Annotated in this window: 20 protein-coding genes; 12 read left to right on the plus strand and 8 right to left on the minus strand. The window is 65.0% G+C overall.

Annotated features, from left to right (window positions below):
• Positions 1 to 35 precede the first annotated feature (35 nt).
• Both ACYOEI_RS01275 and ACYOEI_RS01280 read left to right on the plus strand, forming a co-directional pair.
• Positions 36 to 674: a ClpP family protease gene (locus ACYOEI_RS01275; RefSeq protein ID WP_462847439.1), complete on the plus strand. Its 639-nt coding sequence runs from the start codon at positions 36 to 38 to the stop codon at positions 672 to 674.
• A 32-nt stretch (positions 675 to 706) separates the two neighbouring features.
• Positions 707 to 1,321, plus strand: a complete 615-nt coding sequence (locus tag ACYOEI_RS01280; RefSeq protein ID WP_462847440.1) for an ATP-dependent Clp protease proteolytic subunit — start codon at positions 707 to 709, stop codon at positions 1,319 to 1,321.
• Positions 1,322 to 1,523: 202 nt separating this feature from the next.
• Here ACYOEI_RS01280 and ACYOEI_RS01285 read toward each other — a convergent pair whose 3' ends face one another.
• From ACYOEI_RS01285 to ACYOEI_RS01300, 4 genes are all read right to left on the minus strand, one after another.
• On the minus strand, positions 1,524 to 2,189 hold the full coding sequence (locus ACYOEI_RS01285) for a hypothetical protein (protein ID WP_462847441.1): 666 nt from the start codon (positions 2,187 to 2,189) through the stop codon (positions 1,524 to 1,526).
• A gap of 55 nt (positions 2,190 to 2,244) precedes the next feature.
• Positions 2,245 to 2,667, minus strand: a complete 423-nt coding sequence (locus ACYOEI_RS01290; protein WP_462847442.1) for a (deoxy)nucleoside triphosphate pyrophosphohydrolase — start codon at positions 2,665 to 2,667, stop codon at positions 2,245 to 2,247.
• Positions 2,668 to 2,683: 16 nt separating this feature from the next.
• Positions 2,684 to 3,496 carry an enoyl-ACP reductase FabI gene (locus ACYOEI_RS01295; RefSeq protein WP_462847443.1) on the minus strand — a complete coding sequence of 271 codons (813 nt, stop codon included), beginning with the start codon at positions 3,494 to 3,496 and terminating at the stop codon, positions 2,684 to 2,686.
• Between the two features lie 108 nt (positions 3,497 to 3,604).
• The gene (locus ACYOEI_RS01300) at positions 3,605 to 4,849 is read right to left on the minus strand and encodes a hypothetical protein (protein ID WP_462847445.1); all 1,245 of its coding nucleotides are present in this window, start codon (positions 4,847 to 4,849) and stop codon (positions 3,605 to 3,607) included.
• Positions 4,850 to 5,045: 196 nt separating this feature from the next.
• Here ACYOEI_RS01300 and pxpB point away from each other — a divergent pair, with 196 nt between their 5' ends.
• The 9 genes from pxpB to ACYOEI_RS01345 all read left to right on the plus strand — a co-directional run bounded on the left by pxpB (position 5,046) and on the right by ACYOEI_RS01345 (position 16,609).
• Positions 5,046 to 5,696, plus strand: coding sequence for a 5-oxoprolinase subunit PxpB (gene pxpB, locus ACYOEI_RS01305; RefSeq protein WP_462847446.1), 651 nt, complete (start codon positions 5,046 to 5,048; stop codon positions 5,694 to 5,696).
• Positions 5,693 to 6,403, plus strand: coding sequence for a 5-oxoprolinase subunit PxpA (locus tag ACYOEI_RS01310; RefSeq protein ID WP_462847447.1), 711 nt, complete (start codon positions 5,693 to 5,695; stop codon positions 6,401 to 6,403). Before pxpB ends, ACYOEI_RS01310 begins: the two co-directional genes overlap by 4 nt.
• A 1-nt stretch (position 6,404) precedes the next feature.
• On the plus strand, positions 6,405 to 7,358 hold the full coding sequence (locus ACYOEI_RS01315; RefSeq protein WP_462847448.1) for a 5-oxoprolinase subunit C family protein: 954 nt from the start codon (positions 6,405 to 6,407) through the stop codon (positions 7,356 to 7,358).
• A gap of 205 nt (positions 7,359 to 7,563) precedes the next feature.
• The gene (locus ACYOEI_RS01320) at positions 7,564 to 8,649 is read left to right on the plus strand and encodes a hypothetical protein (RefSeq protein ID WP_462847449.1); all 1,086 of its coding nucleotides are present in this window, start codon (positions 7,564 to 7,566) and stop codon (positions 8,647 to 8,649) included.
• Positions 8,650 to 8,806: 157 nt separating this feature from the next.
• Positions 8,807 to 10,315, plus strand: a complete 1,509-nt coding sequence (locus ACYOEI_RS01325; protein ID WP_462847450.1) for a c-type cytochrome domain-containing protein — start codon at positions 8,807 to 8,809, stop codon at positions 10,313 to 10,315.
• A gap of 478 nt (positions 10,316 to 10,793) precedes the next feature.
• The gene (locus ACYOEI_RS01330) at positions 10,794 to 11,909 is read left to right on the plus strand and encodes a mandelate racemase/muconate lactonizing enzyme family protein (protein WP_462847451.1); all 1,116 of its coding nucleotides are present in this window, start codon (positions 10,794 to 10,796) and stop codon (positions 11,907 to 11,909) included.
• 376 nt (positions 11,910 to 12,285) lie between these two features.
• Complete coding sequence (locus ACYOEI_RS01335) at positions 12,286 to 13,221, plus strand: ribokinase (protein WP_462847453.1); 936 nt, start codon at positions 12,286 to 12,288, stop codon at positions 13,219 to 13,221.
• A gap of 317 nt (positions 13,222 to 13,538) precedes the next feature.
• Positions 13,539 to 15,209: a gamma-glutamyltransferase gene (gene ggt, locus ACYOEI_RS01340; RefSeq protein ID WP_462847861.1), complete on the plus strand. Its 1,671-nt coding sequence runs from the start codon at positions 13,539 to 13,541 to the stop codon at positions 15,207 to 15,209.
• 32 nt (positions 15,210 to 15,241) lie between these two features.
• A complete protein-coding gene (locus ACYOEI_RS01345; protein ID WP_462847454.1) occupies positions 15,242 to 16,609 on the plus strand; it encodes a DUF5009 domain-containing protein in 1,368 nt (455 codons plus the stop codon).
• A 72-nt stretch (positions 16,610 to 16,681) separates the two neighbouring features.
• Here ACYOEI_RS01345 and ligA read toward each other — a convergent pair whose 3' ends face one another.
• On the minus strand, positions 16,682 to 18,697 hold the full coding sequence (ligA, locus tag ACYOEI_RS01350) for an NAD-dependent DNA ligase LigA (RefSeq protein ID WP_462847455.1): 2,016 nt from the start codon (positions 18,695 to 18,697) through the stop codon (positions 16,682 to 16,684).
• Positions 18,698 to 19,447: 750 nt separating this feature from the next.
• Here ligA and ACYOEI_RS01355 point away from each other — a divergent pair.
• Complete coding sequence (locus ACYOEI_RS01355) at positions 19,448 to 20,227, plus strand: hypothetical protein (protein WP_462847456.1); 780 nt, start codon at positions 19,448 to 19,450, stop codon at positions 20,225 to 20,227.
• A 44-nt stretch (positions 20,228 to 20,271) separates the two neighbouring features.
• Here ACYOEI_RS01355 and ACYOEI_RS01360 read toward each other — a convergent pair whose 3' ends face one another.
• The 3 genes from ACYOEI_RS01360 to ndk all read right to left on the minus strand — a co-directional run bounded on the left by ACYOEI_RS01360 (position 20,272) and on the right by ndk (position 23,303).
• Positions 20,272 to 21,390, minus strand: coding sequence for a DUF1559 family PulG-like putative transporter (locus ACYOEI_RS01360; protein WP_462847457.1), 1,119 nt, complete (start codon positions 21,388 to 21,390; stop codon positions 20,272 to 20,274).
• A gap of 155 nt (positions 21,391 to 21,545) precedes the next feature.
• Positions 21,546 to 21,761, minus strand: a complete 216-nt coding sequence (locus ACYOEI_RS01365; RefSeq protein WP_462847458.1) for a hypothetical protein — start codon at positions 21,759 to 21,761, stop codon at positions 21,546 to 21,548.
• Between the two features lie 1,086 nt (positions 21,762 to 22,847).
• Positions 22,848 to 23,303, minus strand: coding sequence for a nucleoside-diphosphate kinase (ndk, locus tag ACYOEI_RS01370; protein WP_462847862.1), 456 nt, complete (start codon positions 23,301 to 23,303; stop codon positions 22,848 to 22,850).
• Positions 23,304 to 23,323: the final 20 nt, after the last annotated feature.

The following is a 23,323-nucleotide window of genomic DNA, read 5'->3' on the forward strand; positions in this document are numbered from 1 at the left end:
CGCGGCGGGGCTACGATCACGAAGGATTGCCGCCCATGTATGCCGAACACCCACTCGCGCAGCCGTCCCTTCAGCGCTATCAAAATTACGCGCGCCAGCGCCAGATGACCCTCGGCGATCTGCTCCTGGAAAACCGGATCGTCTTCCTCGAGGGTGTGATCAACGACGCCGTGGCCAATAACACGGTCATGAAGTTCCTGTTCCTCCAGTTCGAGAACCGAACTCAGGGGATCAGTTTTTACATCAACAGCCCGGGAGGGAGCGTCAGCAGCACCCTCGCGATCTACGACACGATGCAGTTCATCGATTGCCCAGTGTCGACGTACTGCATCGGCATGGCGGCCTCGGGCGGGGCTGTCCTCCTGGCCGGCGGGACCAAGGGCCGTCGCTACGCGCTGCCCCACTCCAAGGTCATGATCCACCAGCCCTACGGGCAGGTGGGCGGCCAGATCTCGGACATCGAGATCCAGGCGCAAGAGATCCTCGCCAACCGCAAGGACATCAACGAAATCCTGGCCAAGCACACCGGCCAGCCGATCGAGAGGATCGCCAAGGACACGGAGCGCGACCGCTACTTGACGGCCATCCAGGCCAAGGAATATGGGATCGTCGATGAGGTGGTCGGCCACATCCCCGCGAGTGAAGTGAAGGCCCACACGCCCCCGGCCAACTGACTCGTGATCCTCACCAGGAAAGAGACCTTCCCATGCCACTGATCCCCATCGTGATCGAGCGGAGCGGGCGCGAAGAGCGGGCGATGGATATTTATTCCCGCCTGCTCCAAGACCGCATCATCATCTTGGGTTCGGCCATCGACGACAACGTGGCCAACCTCATCGTCGCCCAGATGCTGGTGCTCGCGCACCAGGATGCCAAGGCCGACATCCACCTCTATATCAACAGCCCCGGCGGCAGCGTGACCGCGGGGATGGCCATCTACGATACGATGCAGTGGGTCTCCTGCGACGTCGCCACCTACTGCCTCGGCCAGTGTGCCAGCATGGGCTCGTTGCTCCTCGCCGCAGGCGCGAAGGGGAAGCGGAACGCCTTGCCGCATGGCCGGATCATGATCCACCAGCCGCTGGCCGGCATGGAAGGGACCGCCACCGACATCCTGATTCATGCCGAAGAGTTCATTCGCATGAAGCATCAGCTCAACGGGATCTACCGGCACCACACCGGCCAGACCCTGGAGAAGCTGCAAGAGGATACGGATCGCGACCGCTTCATGTCCCCCGAAGAGGCCCGGGAATACGGGCTGATCGACAAGGTCGTCGAGCGCGAGCCACCGATCCCCCTCAACCCGAACCCGATCCCCTGATCGGATCGAAAGCTCGAATCCAACTCGGCCCGGCGACGTCGCATCCTCTGCGACGTCGCCGGGCCGAGCCCGTTTTTGAGCCGGGGGGAAGCGGAAGGGGATTCACCACAAGGGACGCAAAGTTCAGATCGAATCAATCAAAGAGTTCTCTTTTTGATTTTACCTTTGTGCCCTTTGTGCCTTCGTGGTGAATCCGCTTCAATTACGATTTCCCCGAGAGTGGCTTGAGCAGCAGCCGGAGCGTCTCGCGAGCGTGCGGGTGGCTGAGGAACCAGCCGGCCGTGGGCAGGATCAGGACCAGGGCCGAGAACCCGAGTAACAGCCAGGCGAGCCGGGACGGCCGCAAGACGACGACGTTGAGCTGATGGCGGAGGGGGAGCGAGATCTCCTGAATGAGCCCGCTCGGGTCGTCGCCGAAGGCCGTGATCGTCGCCGTCCTGAGCCTGGACGACGCGGAGACGGTCACGCCTCGACGTGTCGCCGGGTCCTCGAAACCTTGCATGGTCCTCGAATAGTTGCCGGGGACGCGAAGCAAGGCCTCGCGGAGCGCAGCGTCGAGCGACCGAGGGTCGACGTGGTAGACGACCAGGTTTCGCGACGCCCTCCGAGAGATCAAGATCGCGACGAAGATGTAAGCCGACGTGAGGGCGAGCCAGGCCTGGAGGTTCGCCGTTCGGAAGAACGTGCGCACCATGGTCTGGCCGAAGGGACCGAAGAGGACGAGGCCGCCGATCCCGAAGGCGAGGAACGCATGGTCGGTGGTGCCGGAGACGACGCGAGGGTGTCGTCCGCCGTGCCAGTACCCCAGGGCGTAGAGGTAGAGGGCGAGAGGGAAAACCGCAAACGCGAATTGCCACTGATCGCCCATGGGAACCTCGTCGTTTGCGGGCTCCGGCCCAGCCGATCGATCAAGATCGGAGTTGCTACGTGGCCCGGGCTTCGTCCGCCAGCTCTTCGAGAATCGGGCCGTTCGCCTCGGGGAACGTGAGCGAGGGGAGGTCCCCGGCGCGGACCCATCGAAAACCGGTCTCGGCCGACGGCTCGGCCTCGGGAGACTCGGTCGTGCCGTCGAAGTAGAATAGTTCGACCCAAGCGTGGGGGTAGCGATGGGTCATTCGTCTGCGGAGCGGCCCGAGGACGATCCCCAGGCCGATTTCCTCTCGGCATTCTCGTACGGTCGCGTCCTCTGGGGATTCCCCGGCCTCGCACTTCCCGCCGGGGAACTCCCAGTACCCGGCCATCGCGGAGCCCGGCGGGCGCTGACGGATCAGGTAGTAACCCGCCCGCCCCACCAGGGCAATACCCACGCGAATCGGCCGCTCGGTTTCGTCCAGGGGACTGGTCATGGCACGGATGGACTCGTCAGCCGTTCTTGGCCGCCTCGGCGGCCTCGAGGGCGCGACCCGGAGAGCCCATCACGTTGTAACCGCAGTCGACGTGGAGGATCTCGCCGGTGATCCCGCTGGCGAGGTCCGAAAGCAGGAACATCCCCGCGGCGCCGACCTCTTCGCGGGTCGCGGTCCGCTGCATCGGAGCCACCGCCTCGTAGAGGCCGGCAAGCTTGTCGGCGTCGCCGACCGCGCTCGCTGCCAGGGTTTTGACCGGACCGGCGGAGACGGCGTTGACGCGAATCTTTTTGGGCCCGAGGTCGTAGGCCAGATATTTGACCGAAGCGTCGAGGGCGGCCTTGCAGACACCCATCAGGTTGTAGCCGGACACGACGCGCTCGCCGCCGAAGTAGGTGAGAGTCTCGATCGCCCCGCCGTTGGGCATCGACTCGGCCGCATGCCGCGCGACGATCGCCAGCGAATACACGCTGATGTCCATCGCGGTCTTGAAGCCCTCACGGCTGGCATTCACGAAGTTGCACTTGATGTCGTCCATCGGCGCGAACGCGATCGAATGGATGACGAAGTCGAGCGGGCCGAGCAGCTCGCGGGCCTCGGCGAACGCCCGCGCCACATCCTCGTCCTTTTGCACATCGCAGGGGGTGATGAGCTTCGGTTGGAACTGGTCCACCGCTTTCCGGACCCGGCGCTCCATCTTGTCGCCCGGTAGGTGGGTGAAGCCGAGCTCGGCCCCTTCGTCGAACAACTTCTGGCTGATCGCCCAGGCGATGCTGAAGTCGTTGGCAACACCCAGCACGAGCCCTTTCTTCCCCGTGAATAACCCCATCGGCGGGACCCTTTCGCGCCTCTCACGCGTTGATGTTGGAAGGCTAGATTGGCCGGACGGTTTTGCACGCCCGGGCGCCGCCCAGGATACCCCGGTGAGGATGGCGGCTCAATTGGACTTTCCCTCGGGCCGATCGGCGTCCACCGGCTCATCGGCCTTCGCCGCAGGATCCTTCGCCGGCGCAGGATTGTCGTCGATCGGCAAGGCGAGATCGGTCAGGTCGCGTTGATAGAGCGAGCGGACCTCGGCCATTGCGTGTTGGGTGGCCGCCCCGGCGTTCAGACTCTGTCGCCTGAACTCCTCGGGGATCGGGCCGAGTCCGATCGACTCCACGAGGCGGAAGGCCGCCTTCACCTGGGGATCGTCGGCAAGCTCTCCTCCGGCATCATTCTTGAGATTCCGCGGATCGACGACCGCAGCTCGCGAGCCGAACGCAATCCAGCGATCAGCCCCGGGCCGTACCATAAGCGTCGACTCCACCCGGACGGAGTTGCCGACTCCGACATCGAGTTGGGTCACGACCGCCCCGACGCCCCCTCGGCCCGCCACCGTGCGGAGGCGATCCAGGAGCGGGTCGGTCGGTTTGTCCTCGATGAGCGCTTTGAGGTCTCCCAGTGCGCCCACGGCCGACCCGATCGTCAACGGCTGTCCGGGCTCGGACTCCGGGAGGACGAACGTCCCGGTTCGCACGAACCGGGTCCCGGAGTCATGGAGCACCTCGGTCGCCGCCCGTCGAGCGAGCCACTGAGCGTCGGTCTCCAGGGCCAGAGGCCTCAATCGGTCGAGGTTTGAGCTTGAACCCTCCACGAGGGCGAACCCGCGTCCCTCCAGGAAGTCGGCCAGGGAGTCAACGGGCCGAGTCTCGACGTCGGAGACCCCCGAGAGCCATCCGAGTCGAAGCATCTCCGCCGACTTTCCCGGACGCTTCACGATCGACTTGAGACCGGCCCGGTTCAGGTTCACGACCATGAGCATGGCGGGCGTAGGGCCGTCGGGATCCTCGAGCCGGATCAGCTCGCGTCCCAGCCATTCGAGGATCTTATCATCAGGCCCGGCGAACTTCTCTCGATCGCGACGCCAGGCGGCGAGGCGATCGCGACGTTGGGCGAACGCCCGACGGAGGCCCGGAGCCTCGGCGGTCTCCCAACGCGCGAACCAAACCGGCACGTTCTCCCTGGCCCAATCGCGACGGACCTGGAAGCGTAACGTCCCCCGAGGGGAGGGCTCCAGGATCTGACCGAGGACGACCTTTCCATCCGAGAGGACCACCGCATCGGCGGCCGACGCCGGGACCCCGGGGGGAGTCGTCGCCACCAGGAACGCAAGGCCCAGTGTCAGGGTCACGACGACCATGCTCGTCCTTCCTCTCGGTCGGTCCGACCGTTCGAGATTCGCCACCAACCGCCGGATCGACGGGCACCCGGTGGGCGATCGGGGCGCGGCCTTCCGCTAGAATTGTATGCGAACCGACACAACTTGTGTCGCCACTCCCCGACAATCGGGGGCCTTGACGCGACGCTCGTCCCCGAACCCCTCGTCACGTACGTTTATGATCCACCTCGAGCCATTGGGAGACCGGGCGTTCCTGGCGCGTTTTCCGGACGAAGTCCAGGCCGCGGCCTGGGCCGAGGCCGTCCGGGCAAGGCACCTGGAAGGCGTCGAGGATGTGGTCGTCGCCTATCGGACCGCGGCGGTCCACGTCCACGACGAGAGGGTCGACCTCGTCCGGCTCGAGAGAGAACTCATCGGCGTTCAATTCGAAGCGAGATCGGCGGCTCTGGGGCGTCGGATTTGCCTCCCGGTGCTCTACGACGGCGAGGACCTCGCCGAGGTTGCCCGCGTGTGCCGGATGAGCGAAGTGGACGTGATCGCATTGCACAGCGGCCGGGACTATCACGTGTACGCGGTCGGTTTCCAACCCGGTTTTCCCTACGCAGGATATCTCCCGCAGGGTCTGGACCGACTCCCGAGACGTGCGGAGCCCCGGGTCCGCGTACCCCAGGGAAGCGTCGCCATTGCCGGTCGGCAGACGGGGATCTATCCCACGGCCTCGCCGGGTGGTTGGCAACTCCTCGGGAGGACGCCGCTCCGCATCGTCGACGTCGAACGCGGTCATTTCCCGATCCGGGCGGGCGACCGGATCCGATTCAACTCGATCGGCCCCGACGAGTTCGCCGATCGGAAAGGGGAAAGCTTGTGAGCACTCTTGAGAAAGTCATCGACCTGAATGCCGACCTGGGGGAAGGGTTCCCCAACGACGACGCCCTCCTGTGTCTGGTCACCTCGACCAGCGTCGCCTGCGGCGGCCATGCCGGGGACAACATGACCCTGGTCCGTGCGCTTCGCGGTGCGAAGGCGCGCGGAGTCATCGTCGGGGCCCACCCCGGGTTTGACGACCGGGAAACCTTCGGACGCGCCGAGCGGGAGGCGTCTACGGCCGACGTCGAACGGATCGTGAACGAACAACTCGCCGCATTCGAGGGCGTCGCCCGCGTCGTCGGAGTCGAGCCCCGATTCGTCAAGCCCCATGGCGCCCTGTACAACCAGGCCCAACGCGACCCGGAGATCGCCGTCGGTGTCGTCAACGCCGTGCGTCCCCGAGGACTTGCCATCGTCGGCCAACCCGGGAGCGTGATCGAGGACGTCGCGCGGTCGGCCGGCATTCGCTTCATCTCCGAAGGGTTCCCCGACCGGCGGTATCACGAAGATGGCAGCCTCATCCCCAGATCGAACCCCGACGCGCTCCTGAGACATCCTCTGGAAATCGAAGCCCAGGTGATCCGCCTGGTGGACCAGGGGGTGGAGACTCTTTGCATCCACGGCGACGACCCCCGGGCGATCGAGAACGCCGGCTGCGTCCGCGCGGTCCTGGAACGAAACGACATTGCCATGCGAGGTTTCGCTTGACATGGGCTTGCGCGTCATCAGTCCGGGAGTCTTCACGACCGTCCAAGATCACGGTCGGGTCGGCTATCGCGAGTGGGGAATCCCGGCGGGCGGGGCGTTCGATCGGGACGCTTCGGACCTCGCCAACGCGCTCCTCGGGAATGATCCCGACTGCTCGACGCTCGAGTTGACGATGCTGGGCGGGGTCTACGAGGCCTGCGAAACACTCGCGATCGCCTGGGCAGGCGCGCCGATGTCCGTCACCATCTCCGGCCAGGCACGCGGAGAGCGCCGGTTCGCGACGGCCCAGTGCCACACGATCTTCCAAGGAGAGACGCTGTCGATCGGGGGCACCCCTTCGGGCGCGAGGATGTACCTCGCGGTCGCCGGCGGTTGGAGGACGCCGTCGGTGCTCGGGAGCCGCTCCTCCGACAAGCCTTTGAGTGCCGGGATGATGATCCCCGCAATCCCAAGCTCGACTCCGGGACGTTGCCCGTCCGAGGCGACCTGGCGCGTGCCGACCGAGGCCCCGCTCCGGGTCATCGACGGCCCGGACGCGTCGAGCGTCGAAGGGACCTCCGACTGGCTTGACGGCGAATTCATCGTCGGCAAGTCGTCCGATCGGATGGGCCTTCGGCTCGAGGGGCCGGCCCCTTCGATCCTCCCGGTTGACGACCGCCCGTCCATGCCGGTGGTCCCTGGGGCGATCCAGTTGGCAGGGGGTCGACTGCTGGTGCTGGGGGTCGACGGGGGGACGATCGGCGGTTATCCCCACGTCGCGAACGTGATCGCCGCGGACCTCGGGCGACTTGGGCAGATCCGGCCTACGGACCGGGTCCGGTTCTGGAGGATCACGCTCGAAGAGGCACGACGGATCAACCAAATCGAGCGTCAACGATGCGAAAGGCGGCGCCGCATGATCGCGGCACTGGCGGCGGATCGCGGGCCTTTCGTGGGGACGGTCGGTGAGTTTTGAGCTTGTCGGCGACCCGAGGATGGGGTACATCATCGCGACGTCCCGACCCATCTCAACTCCGAACGCGCCGGGCCTCTCGTCCGACGTTTCGGGCCGAATCAAGGGCCGTCCGATGCTCGAAGGATGCCAATCGTGGCGAGGCCGCGCCGGTCTCGCTTGGATGTTGCTCATCACGGCCCTTGCGGCCGGTTGTGAGCAACTCCCGATGCCTCGTCCCAACGTCGTGCCGATCCACGTGCCCAACCCGGTCGACGCGACGGCAGGGCCCGACAAGGATCCTCACGCCGATTCGGTCCCTCTGTCGCAGCCGGCGGAGCCGCTCCCGCCCTTGCCGAAGGGAGGGTCTTCGGACGACTCGGCCACGACGGCAACGCCCTTGCTCGACGAGGCCTTGATGCAGGCCGAGTTGATCAAACACATCGACACCACGTCCGAGCCCGAACCAGCGGAGGATCACCACGCTTCGGAAAAGACGGGCGTCCCGAAGCCGCCTTCGTCGGATGCGGAAGCAAAGCCGATCGAGGTCGCACTGAACACGGTGCCGACGGCCGCGACGCCGTCGAAGGATCACACGAACGCCCCGGCTTCGATCGACCCCGAGAAGCCCACGCCCGAACCGCCGACACCGAGGGAACGGTGGAACAAGGGACTGGAGCGGCTCCGATCCCTCGTCCACGAACGGGAAGGGAGCCCCGACGCCGCCTCCGGTCCCTGGTCGCTCCGCGCCAGGGTGCTCGACGTCCTCGACGCGACGGGCGACAACGACTCGGCCGACCACCCGACGTGGAAGGCCGTCACGACGGCCCTCGCCGTCGCCAGCGGACATCGGGCCGCCGACGAACACTCGCGGGCCGTCGATATCCGCGAAGCCATCACCACACTCGAGGACAAGGTTCCGCTCGAGATCACCGAACTCCAGCTCTGCCGGAAGGTCAGCGGATTCGGGAACTTCGAGCCCGTCGACACGAACGCCTTCAAGGCCGGCCAGTCGCTGATCGTGTATTCCGAGCTCTCGGGCATCCGCTACACTCAGTCGGGCGAGGCCTTCCGGAGCAACCTGTCCTCCCGGATCGAGCTGGTCCCGAGCCAGGGCGGCGCCCCGGTCTGGACGCCGCCGCTCGACCCCGCCGAGGATTATTGCCGACACCGCCGACGTGATTACTTCATCAACTATCGCTTGACCCTCCCCGACAACATCCCGGCCGGTGTCTACGACCTGAAGCTGATCCAGAAAGACGAGATCGCCGGGCATTCCACTTCCTCCTCATTGCCCGTCACGATCATCCGCTGAGGGATCGACGACAACGGTCAGCCGAGGGGGCTCCCCGACACAACGCAGGCCGATGCGAACCGAGGCACGCGACTCGGCGCGGCGTCCTTGTCAAAGCACGTCCGACGCGCGAGAATAAAGGCATCCGTTCTCGGGTTCCGATTCACGGGGTGCCGCCATGTCGAGAATCCTCAGCGTCCTGGGATGCGTCTGCGCCACCTTGGCGATCGCGACCGATTGGGGTGGGGCCTCGGAGTCTACCCCTCCGGCAGAGTCCGTCGAGGGGAGGACTCACGTTCTCGTCGCGGGCGACACCATTCACGGCGGACGGATCCTGCGCGTCGCCCAGAAGAAAACGCGCAAGAAGGGTTCGGCCAAGAAAAAGGCGACCGAGCCGGCCGACACCGGGGACGAGGCAACGAAGCCGGCTTCGGGCAATGACGGGGAGCTGAAGTTCTCCAAGGACATCGCGCCGATCCTGGTCGGCAACTGCGTCGGCTGCCACAACGAAAAGGCGATGACGAAGAACGGCAAGCTCGACCTCACCACCTATGACAAAATCCTCAAGGCCGCCGCAGCCTCGGGAGACTCTTCCGTCAGCCCTGGTAAGCCGGACGAGAGCCACCTGTACCTCCGCCTGACGGGCGAGGAAACCCCGAGGATGCCGAGGGGAGGAGGCAATCGCCGCCTCTCGGAAAACGCCGTCGAGAAGATCGGGCGATGGATCAAGGAAGGGGCGAAGCTCGACGCCGGGATCGACGCCAAGGCCGAGATCGCCTCGTACGCCGCCTCGCCCGAACAGCTCAAGAGCGACGCCCTCTCGAAGTTGCCGGTGGAAGAGCGCGACAAGCTCGTCGAGTCGAAGGGGATCGAGCGTTGGAAGAAGGGGAACCCCAAGGGGACCCCCGAAGTCACCCCCGGAAAGCTCGTCACCGTCTTCGGCAACCTCCCGAAGGATCGCGTCACCACCACGATCCGTACGGTCGAGACCCAATACGCCCAAATCAAGAAGATGACGGCGACGAAGGACCTCGCGCAGAAGATCGGCCTCTACGTTTTCAACGACCGGCCGAGCTTCGTCGAGTTCGCTCGGAGCGTCGAGAATCGCGACGTGGAAGCGACCGAGCAAGGGTCGGTGGACCTCAGCGGCTCGGAACCGTATATCGTCGTGATCGACCCGCTCGGAGGTCGCGAGGGCTCGGCGACCGCGACCGCAAAAAAAGGGCGGGCGAAGCGAGACGACTCGGGCGGGCCCGATCGTTCGCTCGCGGGGCTCGTGACCGACTACCTGGCCAACGGGATGATCCGTCGGAGCGAAAAAGCCCCGCTCTGGCTGGGCTACGGCCTCGGGGCCTACTTCGGTTCGAGGGTCGACCCCCGCAGCCCATTCGCCGGTAGGCTGAAGCGAAACCTGTATCAGCAGATCGAGCTCGGATGGGTCTCGAAGGCCAACGACGCGCTCGGCGGAGACTCCAAGGTCGAAGACATCCGCGCCGTGGGATATGGCATCGTCGAAGCGGTGATGGGAGACCAACGTTCTCGGCCGGTCTCCACCAAGTTCTTCACCGCGATGTCAACCGAGGGGGGCGAGAAGTTGGACGACGTCCTTCGCGACGTCCTCCTGATGTCTCGTCAGGAATTCTTCGCCTGGACGAACGAGTACTTTACCTCCTCCAATCAGCAATAACCTTCCCCGCACTCGCCGCGAAATTGCTTCGGTGACACAGGCAGCGAGTCGTCACTCCAAGCCCGAAGCGCGAACGAGTGAATCCTTCTCGATTTCATGCGAGAGGATTCACTCGTTCGCGCTTCGGGCTTGGGGAAGGTTGCTCTGCGGCAGCTGTCTGGTGGTGGAAATCCATTGCGTGAGTGTCTTTTACGAAACCCTGCCCACAACGACTCAGCCAACGAGTCTTCGACGTCCGTCTCTCACCTCGGCTCTCTGAACGTTTGACTCAGCCCCGACTTCGGTCTACCTTACGAACCTCGAGTCGACGGGCTGAAGTCGCTCTCACGGAGTTCGAGGGGAGGACGTCGACCGTTTCCCCCCCAGACTTTCGCGCCTCGTCCGCCCACGTCCGCTCGCCTTACTCGGTCGCGCCCGGGGAAACCCCCGCGACGGCGCGAGCCGAACAGCCTTGTCATCGACGACGGAGGACCTATTGATGAGCGTGCGGATTCAGCGGATCGAGGCCGAGGTCGTGGATCATCCGGTCCGTTCCGAAGGGGCTATCATCTCGTTCCTCGGGCGGCACGAGGCGTCGCATTATGTGACCGTCACGATCACCGGGGACAACGGCCTCCAGGGTTTCGGCGAGGCGACGACGGCGCCGGTCTGGAGCGGCGAGACCGCCGAGACCGCAAAGTGGATGCTCGACCACTACATCGCCACTCGGCTCGTCGGCCAGACGTTCCATGAGCCGGCCGAAGCCCTCGCGATCCTCGACCGCGACCTCCACGCCAACTCCTTCGCCAAGGCCGCGGTGGACATCGCCCTGTGGGACCTCCTGGCCCGGTCACACGGTGTCTCCGTGTCCTCGATGGTCGCCGATCGCGAACCCGTCGAATGGATCCCGACCCGAGTCAGCATCGGGGCCTATCCTCCCGAGGAAACCGTGCGCCTGGCGGTCGAGTTCTGGGAGGCGGGCGTCCGCACCCTCAAGTTCAAGACCGGCAAGCCCGGGATCGACGACCCGGCGCGTCTCAAGGCGGTCCGCGACCGGCTGGGTCCCGAGCCGGTCTTCACGATCGATGCCAACGGGGCCCACGCGACGGCCGACGAGGCGGTCCGGGCGATCGAAGCCCTCGTCCCCTTCAACCTCGCGCTCGCCGAGCAGCCGACCCCGAGGGATCGCATCGGCATGCTCGCGGAAGTCCGTCGCCGAGTCCCCGTCCCGATCCTGGTCGACGAGGCCGTCTTCACCCCCGGCCACCTCGAGGAGGCGATCGACCGCGACGCCTTCGACATCCTCTCGATCTACCCGGGCAAGAACGGCGGATTTACCCACTCCCTGGCGATGGCAAAGCGGGCCCAGTCCGTCGGGAAGTCGTGCGCCATCGGCTCGAACCTGGAGACCGACCTGGGACAGGCCGCGATGGCGTGCCTCGCCTCGAGCCTCTCCGCCTTCCCCGTCGAGCGGTTCGCCTGCGACCTCATGGCCGCCCTGTTCTACGCCCAGTCGTATGTGAACCCGCCGATCCTCTTCCGCGAGGGGAAGATCCAGGCCCCCAAGGGCCTCGGCTTCGGCGTCGATCCCCGGCGAGGCCCGCACGCGGGTTGATCGCCTCTTCCAGCCTACGGAGGTGTCGACGCTGAAGGTTGATGCCGTACCTACGGCTTCATGCGACTGAGCCTGATCCCCCCGGTGGGTGGGGCTCTCTTGCCCCTGGGCTTTTGCCTCGACTCTTGCGGCAAGAGCGGGGCAGGAGTTGCCCCACCTACCGGGGGGACACCCGTCCGGCTTTGCGCATTGATGATAGGGAAGTTGCCACGGCATACCCCGAATCAAGGCTTGACGGATGACGACTCTCTAAACTCCCACCCGGACGACTGGGGCGTTCAAACCGTCGTGCGGCCAGCTTACAATTGCGGGTCATACGATGCGTCATCCGACTCCTTCGCCCGAAGGGTCGCCTTCCGAGATTCGGGATTTCAACTTGTCTCGCGTCGTCGTCCTCGGTTCGAGCAACACGGATATGACGGTTCGTCTCCCCAGGCTCCCCGGCCGAGGGGAGACGGTCCTCGGCGGCACGTTCGTCTCGGGCCCTGGGGGGAAAGGGGCGAATCAGGCGGTCGCCGCGTGCCGAGCTGGCGGGGACGTCTTGTTCCTCACCGCGGTCGGAGACGACTCGTTCGGGCGTGATGCACTCGACCACTATCGTCGCGAGCGGATCGACGTTTCGCTCGCCCGCATCCTCCCGGGCGAGTCCTCGGGGATCGCCTTGATCCTGGTCGAGGAGGGGGGTGAGAACTCGATCGGCGTCGCGCCGGGCGCCAATGCGAAGCTCACTCCGGACGACGTCGATGGACTGCCCGGCAGCGTCTTCGGACCGAAGGCCGTGCTCCTGGCCAGCCTCGAGGTTCCGACCGAGACCGTCATTAGGGGCCTGCAACGCGCACGTCGGGCAGGGATGCTCACGATCCTCAACCCTGCACCTGCCCACCCGTTGTCCTCGGCCAATGGCGAGGAAGCCCTGTCATCGGTCGACATCCTCACTCCGAACCAGTCGGAGCTGGCGACACTCGCAGGGCTTCCCTGCGAGTCCGAGACGGAGATCGTCGCGGCTGCACGGGCGTTGCAACGTCGTTGGGATGTCCGCGCGGTCGTCGTGACACTCGGTCCGCGAGGGGCCCTGGTCGTTGAGGACGAAGCGAAGCCCGTCGCGCCCCGAGCCGTCGACGCGATCGACAGCGTGGGGGCCGGTGACGCATTCAATGGTGCGTTGGCCGTGGGGTTGGCAGAGGGTCGTCCCTTGTTCGAGGCCGCCGACTGGGCCAATGCCGCAGCGGCTCTTTCGGTGACTCGTCGAGGAGCTCAGGCCGGGTTGCCGACTCGCGAGGAAATCGACCGCCTTCTCGCGGAAGGGCGTTAGCGTTTCCTTCGGCCTCGACGACACTTTTCGTCGTCCGTAAATCCCTTTTGACTCTCCCGTTGGGACACGATAGCCTCGTTCCCTGGACACGCCCCTGGATCCTCTCTCCCTTCCAGACAGGCGAGTCTCGTTCCGGTAAACGGTCGAGCGGCGCCTGGTCCCTTGGAGGCCCGGCGAGTCGCCTGCGGCCCGATTACAAGGGACGCATGAACAGATCTCCCGGGCTTGGCGATCTCCGTCAACGACTCTTTCGGGGGTGAAATCCAGTGCTGCAACGACCGAGCCTTCCCTTCGTCTTCGGCCTCGCGACGCTCCTCATGCTCTTCGCCACCCTCGGTGTCAGCCGGCTCGCCGCGCACGACCGGCCGAGTGGACCAATCAACAAGACACGTTCGGCCGTCATCGCCCGCAACGGCATGGCCGCGACCAGCCAACCCCTTGCGACCGCCGCGGCGATCCGCGTCCTCCAGGACGGGGGGAACGCGATCGACGCCGCGATCGCCGCGAACGCGGTCCTCGGCGTCGTCGAGCCGATGTCGTGCGGGATCGGAGGCGACCTCTTCGCCATCGTCTGGGACGCCAAGACCCGGACGCTCCACGGCCTCAACGCCAGCGGCCGGTCCCCCTACGCCGCGAGTCTCCAGGGGTTTCAATCCAAGGGACTCAAGTCGATCCCGTCGACCGGGCCGCTGAGCTGGTCCGTCCCCGGCTGTGTGGACGGTTGGGAGCAACTGCGGTCGAAGTTCGGCACCAAACCCCTGGCCGAGCTCCTCGCCCCGGCGATCGCGTACGCCGAGAACGGCTTCCCTGTCAGCGAGATCATCGCCGACGACTGGCAGCTCTCGACCTCGGCCCTGGCGAAAGTCCCGACGAGCGCCGCGTGCTTCCTCCCGAACGGCAAGGCCCCCGGCAAGGGCGATGTGTTCCGGAACTCCAACCTCGCCCGCTCCCTGAGCCTGATCGCGAAAGGGGGGCGCGACGCCTTCTACAAAGGCCCGGTCGCGGCGACGATCGTGGAATACTCGTCGCAGGTCGGCGGACTCTTCTCCGAGAAGGACTTCGAGGACCACACCTCCACCTGGATCGACCCGGTCTCGACAAACTATCGAGGCTTCGACGTTTGGGAATTGCCCCCGAATACGCAGGGGATCGCGGTCCTCCAGATGCTGAACCTACTCGAGCCTTATGACCTCAGGGCGATGGGACCGCAGTCGGCCGAGGCGCTGCACGTGATGATCGAGGCCGAGAAGCTCGCGTACGAGGACCGCGGCCGCTACTACGCCGACCTCGACTTCGCCAAGGTCCCGGTCAAGGCCTTGATCTCCAAAGCTTATGCGGCCACGCGGGGTGCCTTGATCGATCGCGATCGCGCGAACGATCGCCCGAGCCCCGGCATGCCCCCCCAGGCCGACACCATTTACATGACGGTCGTCGACAAGGACTTCAACGCCGTCAGCCTGATCCAGAGCAATTTCGCCGGCTTCGGCTCGTCCCACGTCCCTGCCGACCTGGGCTTCCCGATCCAGAACCGGGGCAGTCTATTCGCCCTCGACCCCGAGCATCCCAACCGCCTCGAGCCCCACAAGCGCCCGTTCCACACGATCATCCCCGGCTTCGTCACCAAGGCCGGCAAACCCTGGCTGAGCTTCGGGCTGATGGGAGGAGACATGCAGGCGCAAGGACATGCCCAGGTCCTCTGCAACATGATCGACTTCGGCATGGACGTCCAGGAGGCGGGCGACGCCCCGCGATTCCGACACGTCGGGTCCACCGACCCGACCGGCCCTCGCGCGACCGACGGGGGCACAGTCTCGCTCGAGTCCGAGATCGGTCCTGAAGTCCGGAAGGCCCTCGAGGCCAAGGGGCATCGACTGGTCGACGGAAAAGGCGGCTTCGGCGGATATCAGGCGATCCGCATCGACGTCGAACGCGGCGTACTCATCGGAGGATCGGATCCTCGCAAAGACGGCGGGGCGATGGGCTATTGAGCGGAGGAATCCCACCGAATATGGACGGAAACGTGGCAAGCGCACCCGGCAAGAACTTCGAGCCTCCCGAGGCCCACCGACCGGCCCGGCCTATCGGGCCCGAGTCGTTCCCGCAGGTCCCTTCGATGCGAGTCGCCTCAGTCGACACGCTTCGGGGGCTCATCATTCTGCTCATGGTCTTCGTCAACGACCTCGGGCCGGGAGCCCCCTCGTGGATGCTCCACATCCAGCCCCCGAACGCCGACGGCATGACCCTGGCCGATGTCGTCTTCCCTTCGTTCCTCTTCATCGTCGGGATGTCCATCCCGCTCGCCTTTGAACATGCCCGGATGGTCGGGAAATCCAAGCTCGCCCTTTTCCGGCACGTCCTGACACGCTCCGCGAGCCTGCTCTTCCTCGGCCTCGTCGAGTTGAATCACCACGACGACCGCACGCTCGGGCCTCGCCTCTGGGGGCTACTCGCCTTCGTCAGCGTGGCGCTCGCCTGGTGTTCACTCCCCCGCGAGCCGGGAGCGAAACGCAAGGTCTTCATCGGTCTGAAGGGGATTGGCCTCGTCGGAATCATCGCCCTCCTCGCCGTCTTCCGACGCGAGCCGGTCTCGACCACTATCCTCTTCCGAGGGCCCGTCGAGCACTACGCGTGGCTCCGGACCGAGTGGTGGGGCATCCTCGGCCTGATCGGGTGGGCCTACCTGACGGTCGCGACCTTCACCTTGATTCTCGGGAAGCGCCGGGAGTGGCTGATGGGCATGGTGGCGATCCTGATGACCTTGCACCTCGCGATGCACCACGGAGGCCTTTTCAAGCGCGTCGAGGACAAGGCCTGGCTCGGTGGCGCGAAGCCGGCGATTCTCGCGGTGGAACGCGCCGTGAATGGGGTCGGCGATTACGTCGGACTCGGCGACGCCACCGGCTCGCTCGCCGCAATCAGCATGGCCGGTTGCGTCCTCGGGATGATCCTGAGGCGTGACAGCGACGTCTCGACCCACGGCGCCCGGGTCCGTTGGACGGTCAAGTTCATCCTCGGCCTGATGCTGGCGGGGTTCCTGACCGACACGTTCGAGGGGATCAACAAGATCGGGGCCACGCCGACCTGGTGCTTCTGGTCCGCCGCCTTCGCTTGCACCTTGTGGCTACTTCTTTATCTCTTGATGGACGTGGCACTCCTTCGAAGGTGGTCGATCCTCGTCCGACCGGCCGGCGCCAATCCGCTCCTGGCGTACTTCCTCCATCCGATCACCCTCTGGGGAGTATCGCTCGCCAAGTTGGACTCGGTGCTCCTCAGCTACAAGTCCGACGCGGATGCCGGCATGGTCGTGGCCGGATCGTTCGGGATGGCGCTCTTCGTCTGCGTAACGACCGGGTTACTCTCACGCCTCGGCGTGAAGCTCCGCCTCTGACCACAGACCCGGCACCCCGGAGTTGGACACGAACTCCGGGGTTCTGACAGGTCAGTGATCGCCGGGCGATCCTTATTCGACGCCGATCATCCGATCCAACTCGTCCTCGTCGATCACCGGGATGTTCAACTGCTTCGCCTTGTCGATTTTACTTCCAGGGTCGGCGCCCGCGACCACGTAAGTCGTCGACTTCGACACGGAGCCCGTCACCTTGCCCCCGGATCGCTTGATCAAGGCCTCCGCCTCGGGACGAGTCCGCCTGGGAAAAGTCCCGGTGAGGACGAACGTCTGGCCCGCCAGGGGGAGGTTGTCGCGATTCGTCTGGACGACGACGACGGGGGTCGGGATCACGCCGACACTCGGGAAGTCGTCGAGCAGTCGCTGGTTCTCCGGATCCTGGAAGAAGTCATAAACGCTCGCGGCGACGACCGGCCCGATCTCGGGGACGCCTTCGAGGTCGGCAAGAGATGCGCCTCGGATCGCCTCCAGGGTTGAGAACCGTTGGGCCAGGACCTCGGCGCTTCGGGTTCCGACGTGGCGGATGGTCAGACCCGTCAGGAACCGGTCGAGCGTCCGGGTCTTGCTCACCTCGAGAGCCTTGACGAGATTCTGGGCCGACTTCTTCCCCATCCGATCGAGGTCGGTGAGGGTCGCTTCGTCGAGCCGGTAGAGGTCGGCAAGGTTCTTGAGCAGGCCTCGGTCGACGAGTTGCTCGATCAGCTTGATGCCGAGGCCGTCGATGTCCATCGAATCTCGGTGGGCGAACCAGCGGATCCACTCCTTGAGCTGATCCGGGCAACGCGCGGGAGGATTGGCGCAGTGGAAGTCGACCTCGCCGGGCTCACGCTCGACGGGGCCACCGCAGCTCGGGCAGGTTTTGGGGAACTCGAAGGGCAGTTCGCTGCCGTCCCGCGCCTCGACCTCGACGCGGACGACCTGGGGAATAATCTCGCCGGCCTTCTGGATGACGACCGTGTCGCCGATCCGCACGTCCTTGCGGAGGATCTCCTCGGCGTTGTGCAGGCTCGCTCGCTTTACGGTCGTCCCGGCGAGGCTGACCGGCGTCAGGTCGGCCACGGGCGTAAGCTTGCCGGTCTTGCCGACCTGGACGGTGATCCCCTCGAGCTTCGTCACGGCCTGTTCGGCTTCATACTTGAAGGCGATCACCCAGCGCGGGCTCTTGCTCCGCGTGCCCAGGCGGGCTCGCTGGCCGAGGTCGTCGACTTTGATCACCAGCCCGTCGGTCTGGTAGTCGAGCGTGTTTCGCTGCGTCGACCAGGTCTCCGCGTGGGCGATCACCTCGTCGATCGTTTCGAAGGTGCGGTTGTACGGGCTGACGGGGATCCCCCACGACTTGAGCCGGTCGAGGATCTCGGCGTAGGACGTCGCCTGGATCCCTTCGAACGCCCCCAGGCCATGCGAGACGAACCGGAGCCGGCGGAGGCCGCAGAGCTTGGAGTCGAGGAGCTTGAGGGATCCGGCCGTCGAGTTGCGCGGGTTGGCGAAGGGGGGTTCATCCTGGGCACGTCGGAGCTCGTTGAGCCGTACGAGCTCGGAATTCGTCATGTAGACCTCGCCGCGGACCTCCAGGAGGGGAGGGGGGGAGTCGGACAGGACAAGGGGGACGCCGCGGACCGTCCGGATGTTATTGGTCACGTCGTCGCCGCGTTCACCGTCACCCCGGGTCGCCCCGAGTACGAGCTTTCCCGCCTCGTAGCGCAGGGAGACCGCCACACCATCGACCTTGAGCTCGACCGCGTAACGGACCGTCTCGCCCGCCGTGAGGCCCTTCCGGACCCGGGCGTCCCACTCGCGAATCTCGTCGTAGTTGTAGGTGTTGTCGATCGAGAGCATCGGCACCGAGTGGGTGACCGTCTCGAACGCGGCGAGCGGAGCCCCGCCGACTCGTTGCGTCGGGCTCTCGGGGGAAATCAACTCGGGGTGTGCGGCCTCCAGGGACTGGAGCCGTTCCATCAGGCGGTCGTAGTCCCGGTCGCTGATGATCGGGGCGGCATCGAGATAATAGAGCCGGTTGTGCGCCTCGATCTCCGCCCGGAGCTCCGCAACCTCACGCTCGACCTGAGTCATCCTCGAGCCTCCTCCCTGCCGATCCGGAGTCCCCGGAAAAGAACCCGAGACGATCGTCGGCGATCGATCGATCCCATCCTCTCAAGACGGGACGCTCGACGACGAGCCCACCTCGGCCAGCCCACCCATCCCGGCGCAACCTCGAGGCCAAGGGTCGGGCGGATCCCTCCTCTCGCATAACTTCGGCCTCGTCGGGGGCCATTCTTTCGCTCAAGTCGCCCGGCTCTCGCGTTCGTGGTCGATCCGCGTCCCCTTCAACGACGGAATCGGTGGCGGCAGCATGCCGCTCGAAGCCGACGAGAGGCGCCGGCTTCGGCCCTCCTCGGGTGGCGGCACGCACTACATCCAAACATACAAATAACGTTTTGCTTTCAAATCTAATCGCAATGCAACAATTCGAGGACAATCGACCGCCGCTCGGAGAATCGCCGACCGGGATCGCGTCGAGCAAGCGAATTCAAATGACGAACCTTGCAATCGCTGATCTGTATTGCGAATCGCGATCCTCCATTCCGCCGGATGCCCATAATCCCTCCCGCAAACGACGCGAACGTCACGCATCGTTGTCCAAGGCTCGTTCCACTCGGCCTCGCTCGGGTTCTATCCCTTGCATGTGAATTCCCGAAGCCTCGACCGTCGCTGAATTGATGGACTTCGACGATTCCGTTAGGCTTTCTCACGACTGCCAGCCAGGGAGATTCCAACGCATTCGCTTTTTCAATTTATCTCGATTGGACAGGAGTGATCGGCATGGTGGCATCCGACCTTGATTTACCCCCGCCCGACGGGCCTGGTCCCGAACCCTCACCGCCCTCCGCACCAGCGGTCCTTTCGAATGCCCGAATCGCCGGATTTGCCATCCTCGCGGGTTTGCTCGCCGGAGGCGTCGCTTGGTTCTCGGGGGAGACGATCCTGAGGGCCTATCAATCGGCGCTCAACCCCAGGATCGGGCGCGAGATCGACGCCGCGGCCGTCCGGCGGTTCGCCGGGGCGCATCTCGACAGTGCCTCGTGGACGTTCGCCGCGCTGGGAGCCGCCTTGGGATTGGGGCTGGGACTATCGGGCGGCCTGGCGAGGGGTTCCGCGGCGGCCGGTGCGAAGTCGGGCGCGGTGGGAGGTTTGCTCGCGGCGATCGCCGGATTCGCGACGTCGAGGCTGGTCCTCCCCTACTTCTACAAAACCCACGACCCGCAGTCGCAAGATCTATTGATGCCGCTCATGACGGTCGGCGCCATCGTATCGGCCGTCGGTGCTGCGGCAGGCTTGGGCTTCGGGATGGGCCTCGGGGGCCGTGAACGCTTGGGGAAAGCGCTGACCGGTGGGCTGATGGGGGCCACGCTAGGGGCGGCGATCTATGAGCTCGTCGGGGCGATGTCATTCCCGACCGCGAAGACCGAGCTCCCCGTCTCTCAAGAGGTGCTCACCAGGGCAATGCTCCACGTTTCGGTCGCGGTGATGGCCTCCGTCGGGGCCGTGCTCGCGCTGGGACTCTCTCCCAAGAAAAAAGCGGAGCCGCCGCCCAAGCCATGAAATCGGGCGGCGGCCGAGGGATTCCGTCGAGATGTCCGACGTCGTCAGAAGGCGTCGGCGCTGACGACCTCGCCGCCGGCCCTGGTGCCGATCGACTGGTAGATCGTCATGTTGATCGAATCCTTGATGAACCTGACGCTGCCATCTCCGAAGCTGAAGTTGGCGCCTCCCGGATGGTTGCTGCTCGCGTTGACGAAGCTGGAGCCTTCCGGGGCGCATTCCAGGCAAGTGCCAAGTCGGCAACTGCGCCAGGGGTATTGCTTCGAGTTCGGCGGCACGACCGTGTTGAACAGGGTCCAACCTCGCTCGCCCTGGGCCCAGACTTGCCCATTATACTGCTTGAGGCCGGTGGAGTCGCTTGTGAGCGTGCCGCTGGTAAAGAACGAGTTGCAGGACTGCAGGGCCTGGAGGACCGCCGCGGGGTTGGTCTTGGCGTCGATCAACGCCTCGACCGCGGCATTGTCGGGCGGGCCCGACATCCCATTGCCTCGATAGGTCGTCTTTCCATAGTCTCCGACGAGCCCCTCACCGAACGCGATCGTGTTCGAGGTGCCGTCGGAGACCTCGGCGATGGAAGTCGAGAGGCCGCCGTAATTCGTGGTGTTGTAGAGCTTGAAGAACCCGGACGTGTTGCCGTCGGACGGATACTGGGCCGTCGTCGACCCGATGCTGCCGGAATAGCTGTTGATGTTGGAGGTGTAGGACGCGACATTGCCCACGCCCGCCAGGCCGTCCGAGGGGCAGAGGAACGAGTTGATCTTGGTCGTGTAGACCGTGAGGTTGATGGCGTCGGCGGTCGGGCTGTCCCAGCAGCAGGCCCAACTGAAGTTGGCCGCATTGTAGATCGAGGTCTGCTCCAGGTAGGGCAGGAGCATCGCCTGGGCACTCCAGGATGTCCACTGGCTGTAGTTGTTCACGCCGGTCTGCGACAGGCCGGAGTCGGTCGTCGAGGTCGTCGAGACGCAGCCCGGCGGGAACGCGCCCGCAGCCGTGTTGTAGTTGTGCAAGCTCAAGCCAAGTTGCTTCAGGTTGTTGACGCACTGGGCGCGTCGGGCGGCCTCGCGAGCGGCTTGGACCGCGGGCAAGAGCAAGGCGATCAGGACCGCGATGATCGCGATCACCACCAACAATTCGATCAGGGTGAATCCTCGGCGCGTCTTCATGTTCTTGATCCTTTTGCGAGACGAGATGGAATTATGAAACCCACGGGCGAATCGCCCGTGCGGAGCCGGCTCGGGTGCCGGCCAGATCGAATCACGCCCGGACCTTCATCGATGACGGACTTACGAGCGCTCGGATGCGTCGATCCCTCGAGACATTATCGCTTCGAACTGTTTTTTTTCTTCTTCGCCAGCTTCTTCTGGCTGACCCTCGACCTATACATCTCCGCGCGTGACTTGACTTCGGCCTTGGTTGCGTCGCTGATCTCGACGTGGTTTCCGTCGTTCGACCCGCCGCAGCCCAGGAACGAAAGCGGTGTGGTGAGGGCGATTGCCAGAAAAGCGCGGCGCGGTGCGAGGCGAGAATCGATCAATTCGGGCCTCCTCGAGAAGACGAGTGATGCGGCCGACTGTGGACATCGGAATGTTCAATTCCGATGCAGGGTTGAAGTGGAGAGAGCATCGACGCTAACCGATCATGCCCGAGACCGACAAGTCGTTTCTGCGGAGAATTCATGCCTGCGTGATCCTTAGATGAGCGACGACGACCTACCCAACCAATCTTCACCACGGCCATGCACTTAGTTGAATGCCGTATCTACCTTTGTGTACAAGAATTCCATCAGACGGAAGCGAATCTCCCGGCGAAAGGTTAGTTCGATAAAGATCAATAGGAGCAAGCGAAATCGACGCGAATCGCTCGCTCTCTTTCGCCGCGAAAGGCCTCTTTGCGACGTCTGGAACTCCGCGGAAGCCCTCGACGAGATGCCGTCCCATGTCCATGTGCCGAGCATTTGGCGACCGAGGGAAGGGTTTTGTGTATTTTATAGAATCGAGAGTGTTAGCCAACGTAATGTTTTCGCATTCCGTTTTGTTCGCGAATCAGGCCCCAGCCCGAGAGAATCCGTTTCAGGCGAGGGAACATGAGGACGCGAACAGCGTACCATCGTTCTCATATACTGCGCACTTCGACCCGCTCCTGCAGAGGGCGCACGGCGCCTCGTCTCGGATATCCCGCTCCAGGCGACCGCGGAGGAACCGGCGGCAAGCCCGGACGGCACCCGACTCATCTCCACCAGTATGGACGGGACGGTGAAAGTCCGGGACTCCCGGCCGCTGGATGCCGAGCCGGCAAGGCCCGGCCCAACCTCACGTTGAGGGAGCCTCGCATAGACTGGCCATCAAGGGCTGACGCTGGGCTCCCACGCCTTTGGCACGGCGGCGGGCTCGACGACGTTGCCGCACCTGCGCCACGGCCTCTGCTTCATCACGACGCTATTTCAAGGAGGGCTCCGGGAGAGTCGCGATCCACACTTCAGGCAGCAGCAACTCTCGGCCCACTTGCATCGATGAGAAGGAGATCAGCAAACTCGTTGAATTGAAAAAGGGGCCTTCCCGGGACGATGGAACGTCCCGGGAAGGCCCCTTCGATGATTCGTCGTCGTCCGAGCGTGCCCGGATCAGGCGCCGTCGAAGACCCACTGGCTGCCGGCGATGCTGTAGTCGACGACTTCCTCGGGGCGGAACCAGAGGGCGATCTCGCGCTGGGCCGACTCGGGGCTGTCGCTGCCGTGGACCAGGTTGTTCTGCTTGCTGATCGAGAAATCGCCTCGGATCGTGCCGGGGGCCGCGGCGACGCCGTTGGTGGCGCCGAGCATCGAGCGGACGACGGCGATGGCCTCGTTCCCCTCGAGGACGCCGACGACGACGGGGCCGCCCGTGATGAACGAGATCAGGCCTTCGAAGAAGGGCTTGCCCTGGTGCTCGCCGTAGTGCTTCTCGCCGAGGGCGCGGTCGACCTGAAGGAGCTTCAGGGCGGCAATCCGAAGGCCCTTCGCCTCGAAACGCTGGAGGATCGAGCCGACCAGGCGGCGCTGGACACAATCGGGCTTCAGGATGATCAAGGTGCGCTGCATGGGAGTCGTTGGCCCCGCGT

The organism is Singulisphaera rosea (assembly GCF_054877945.1).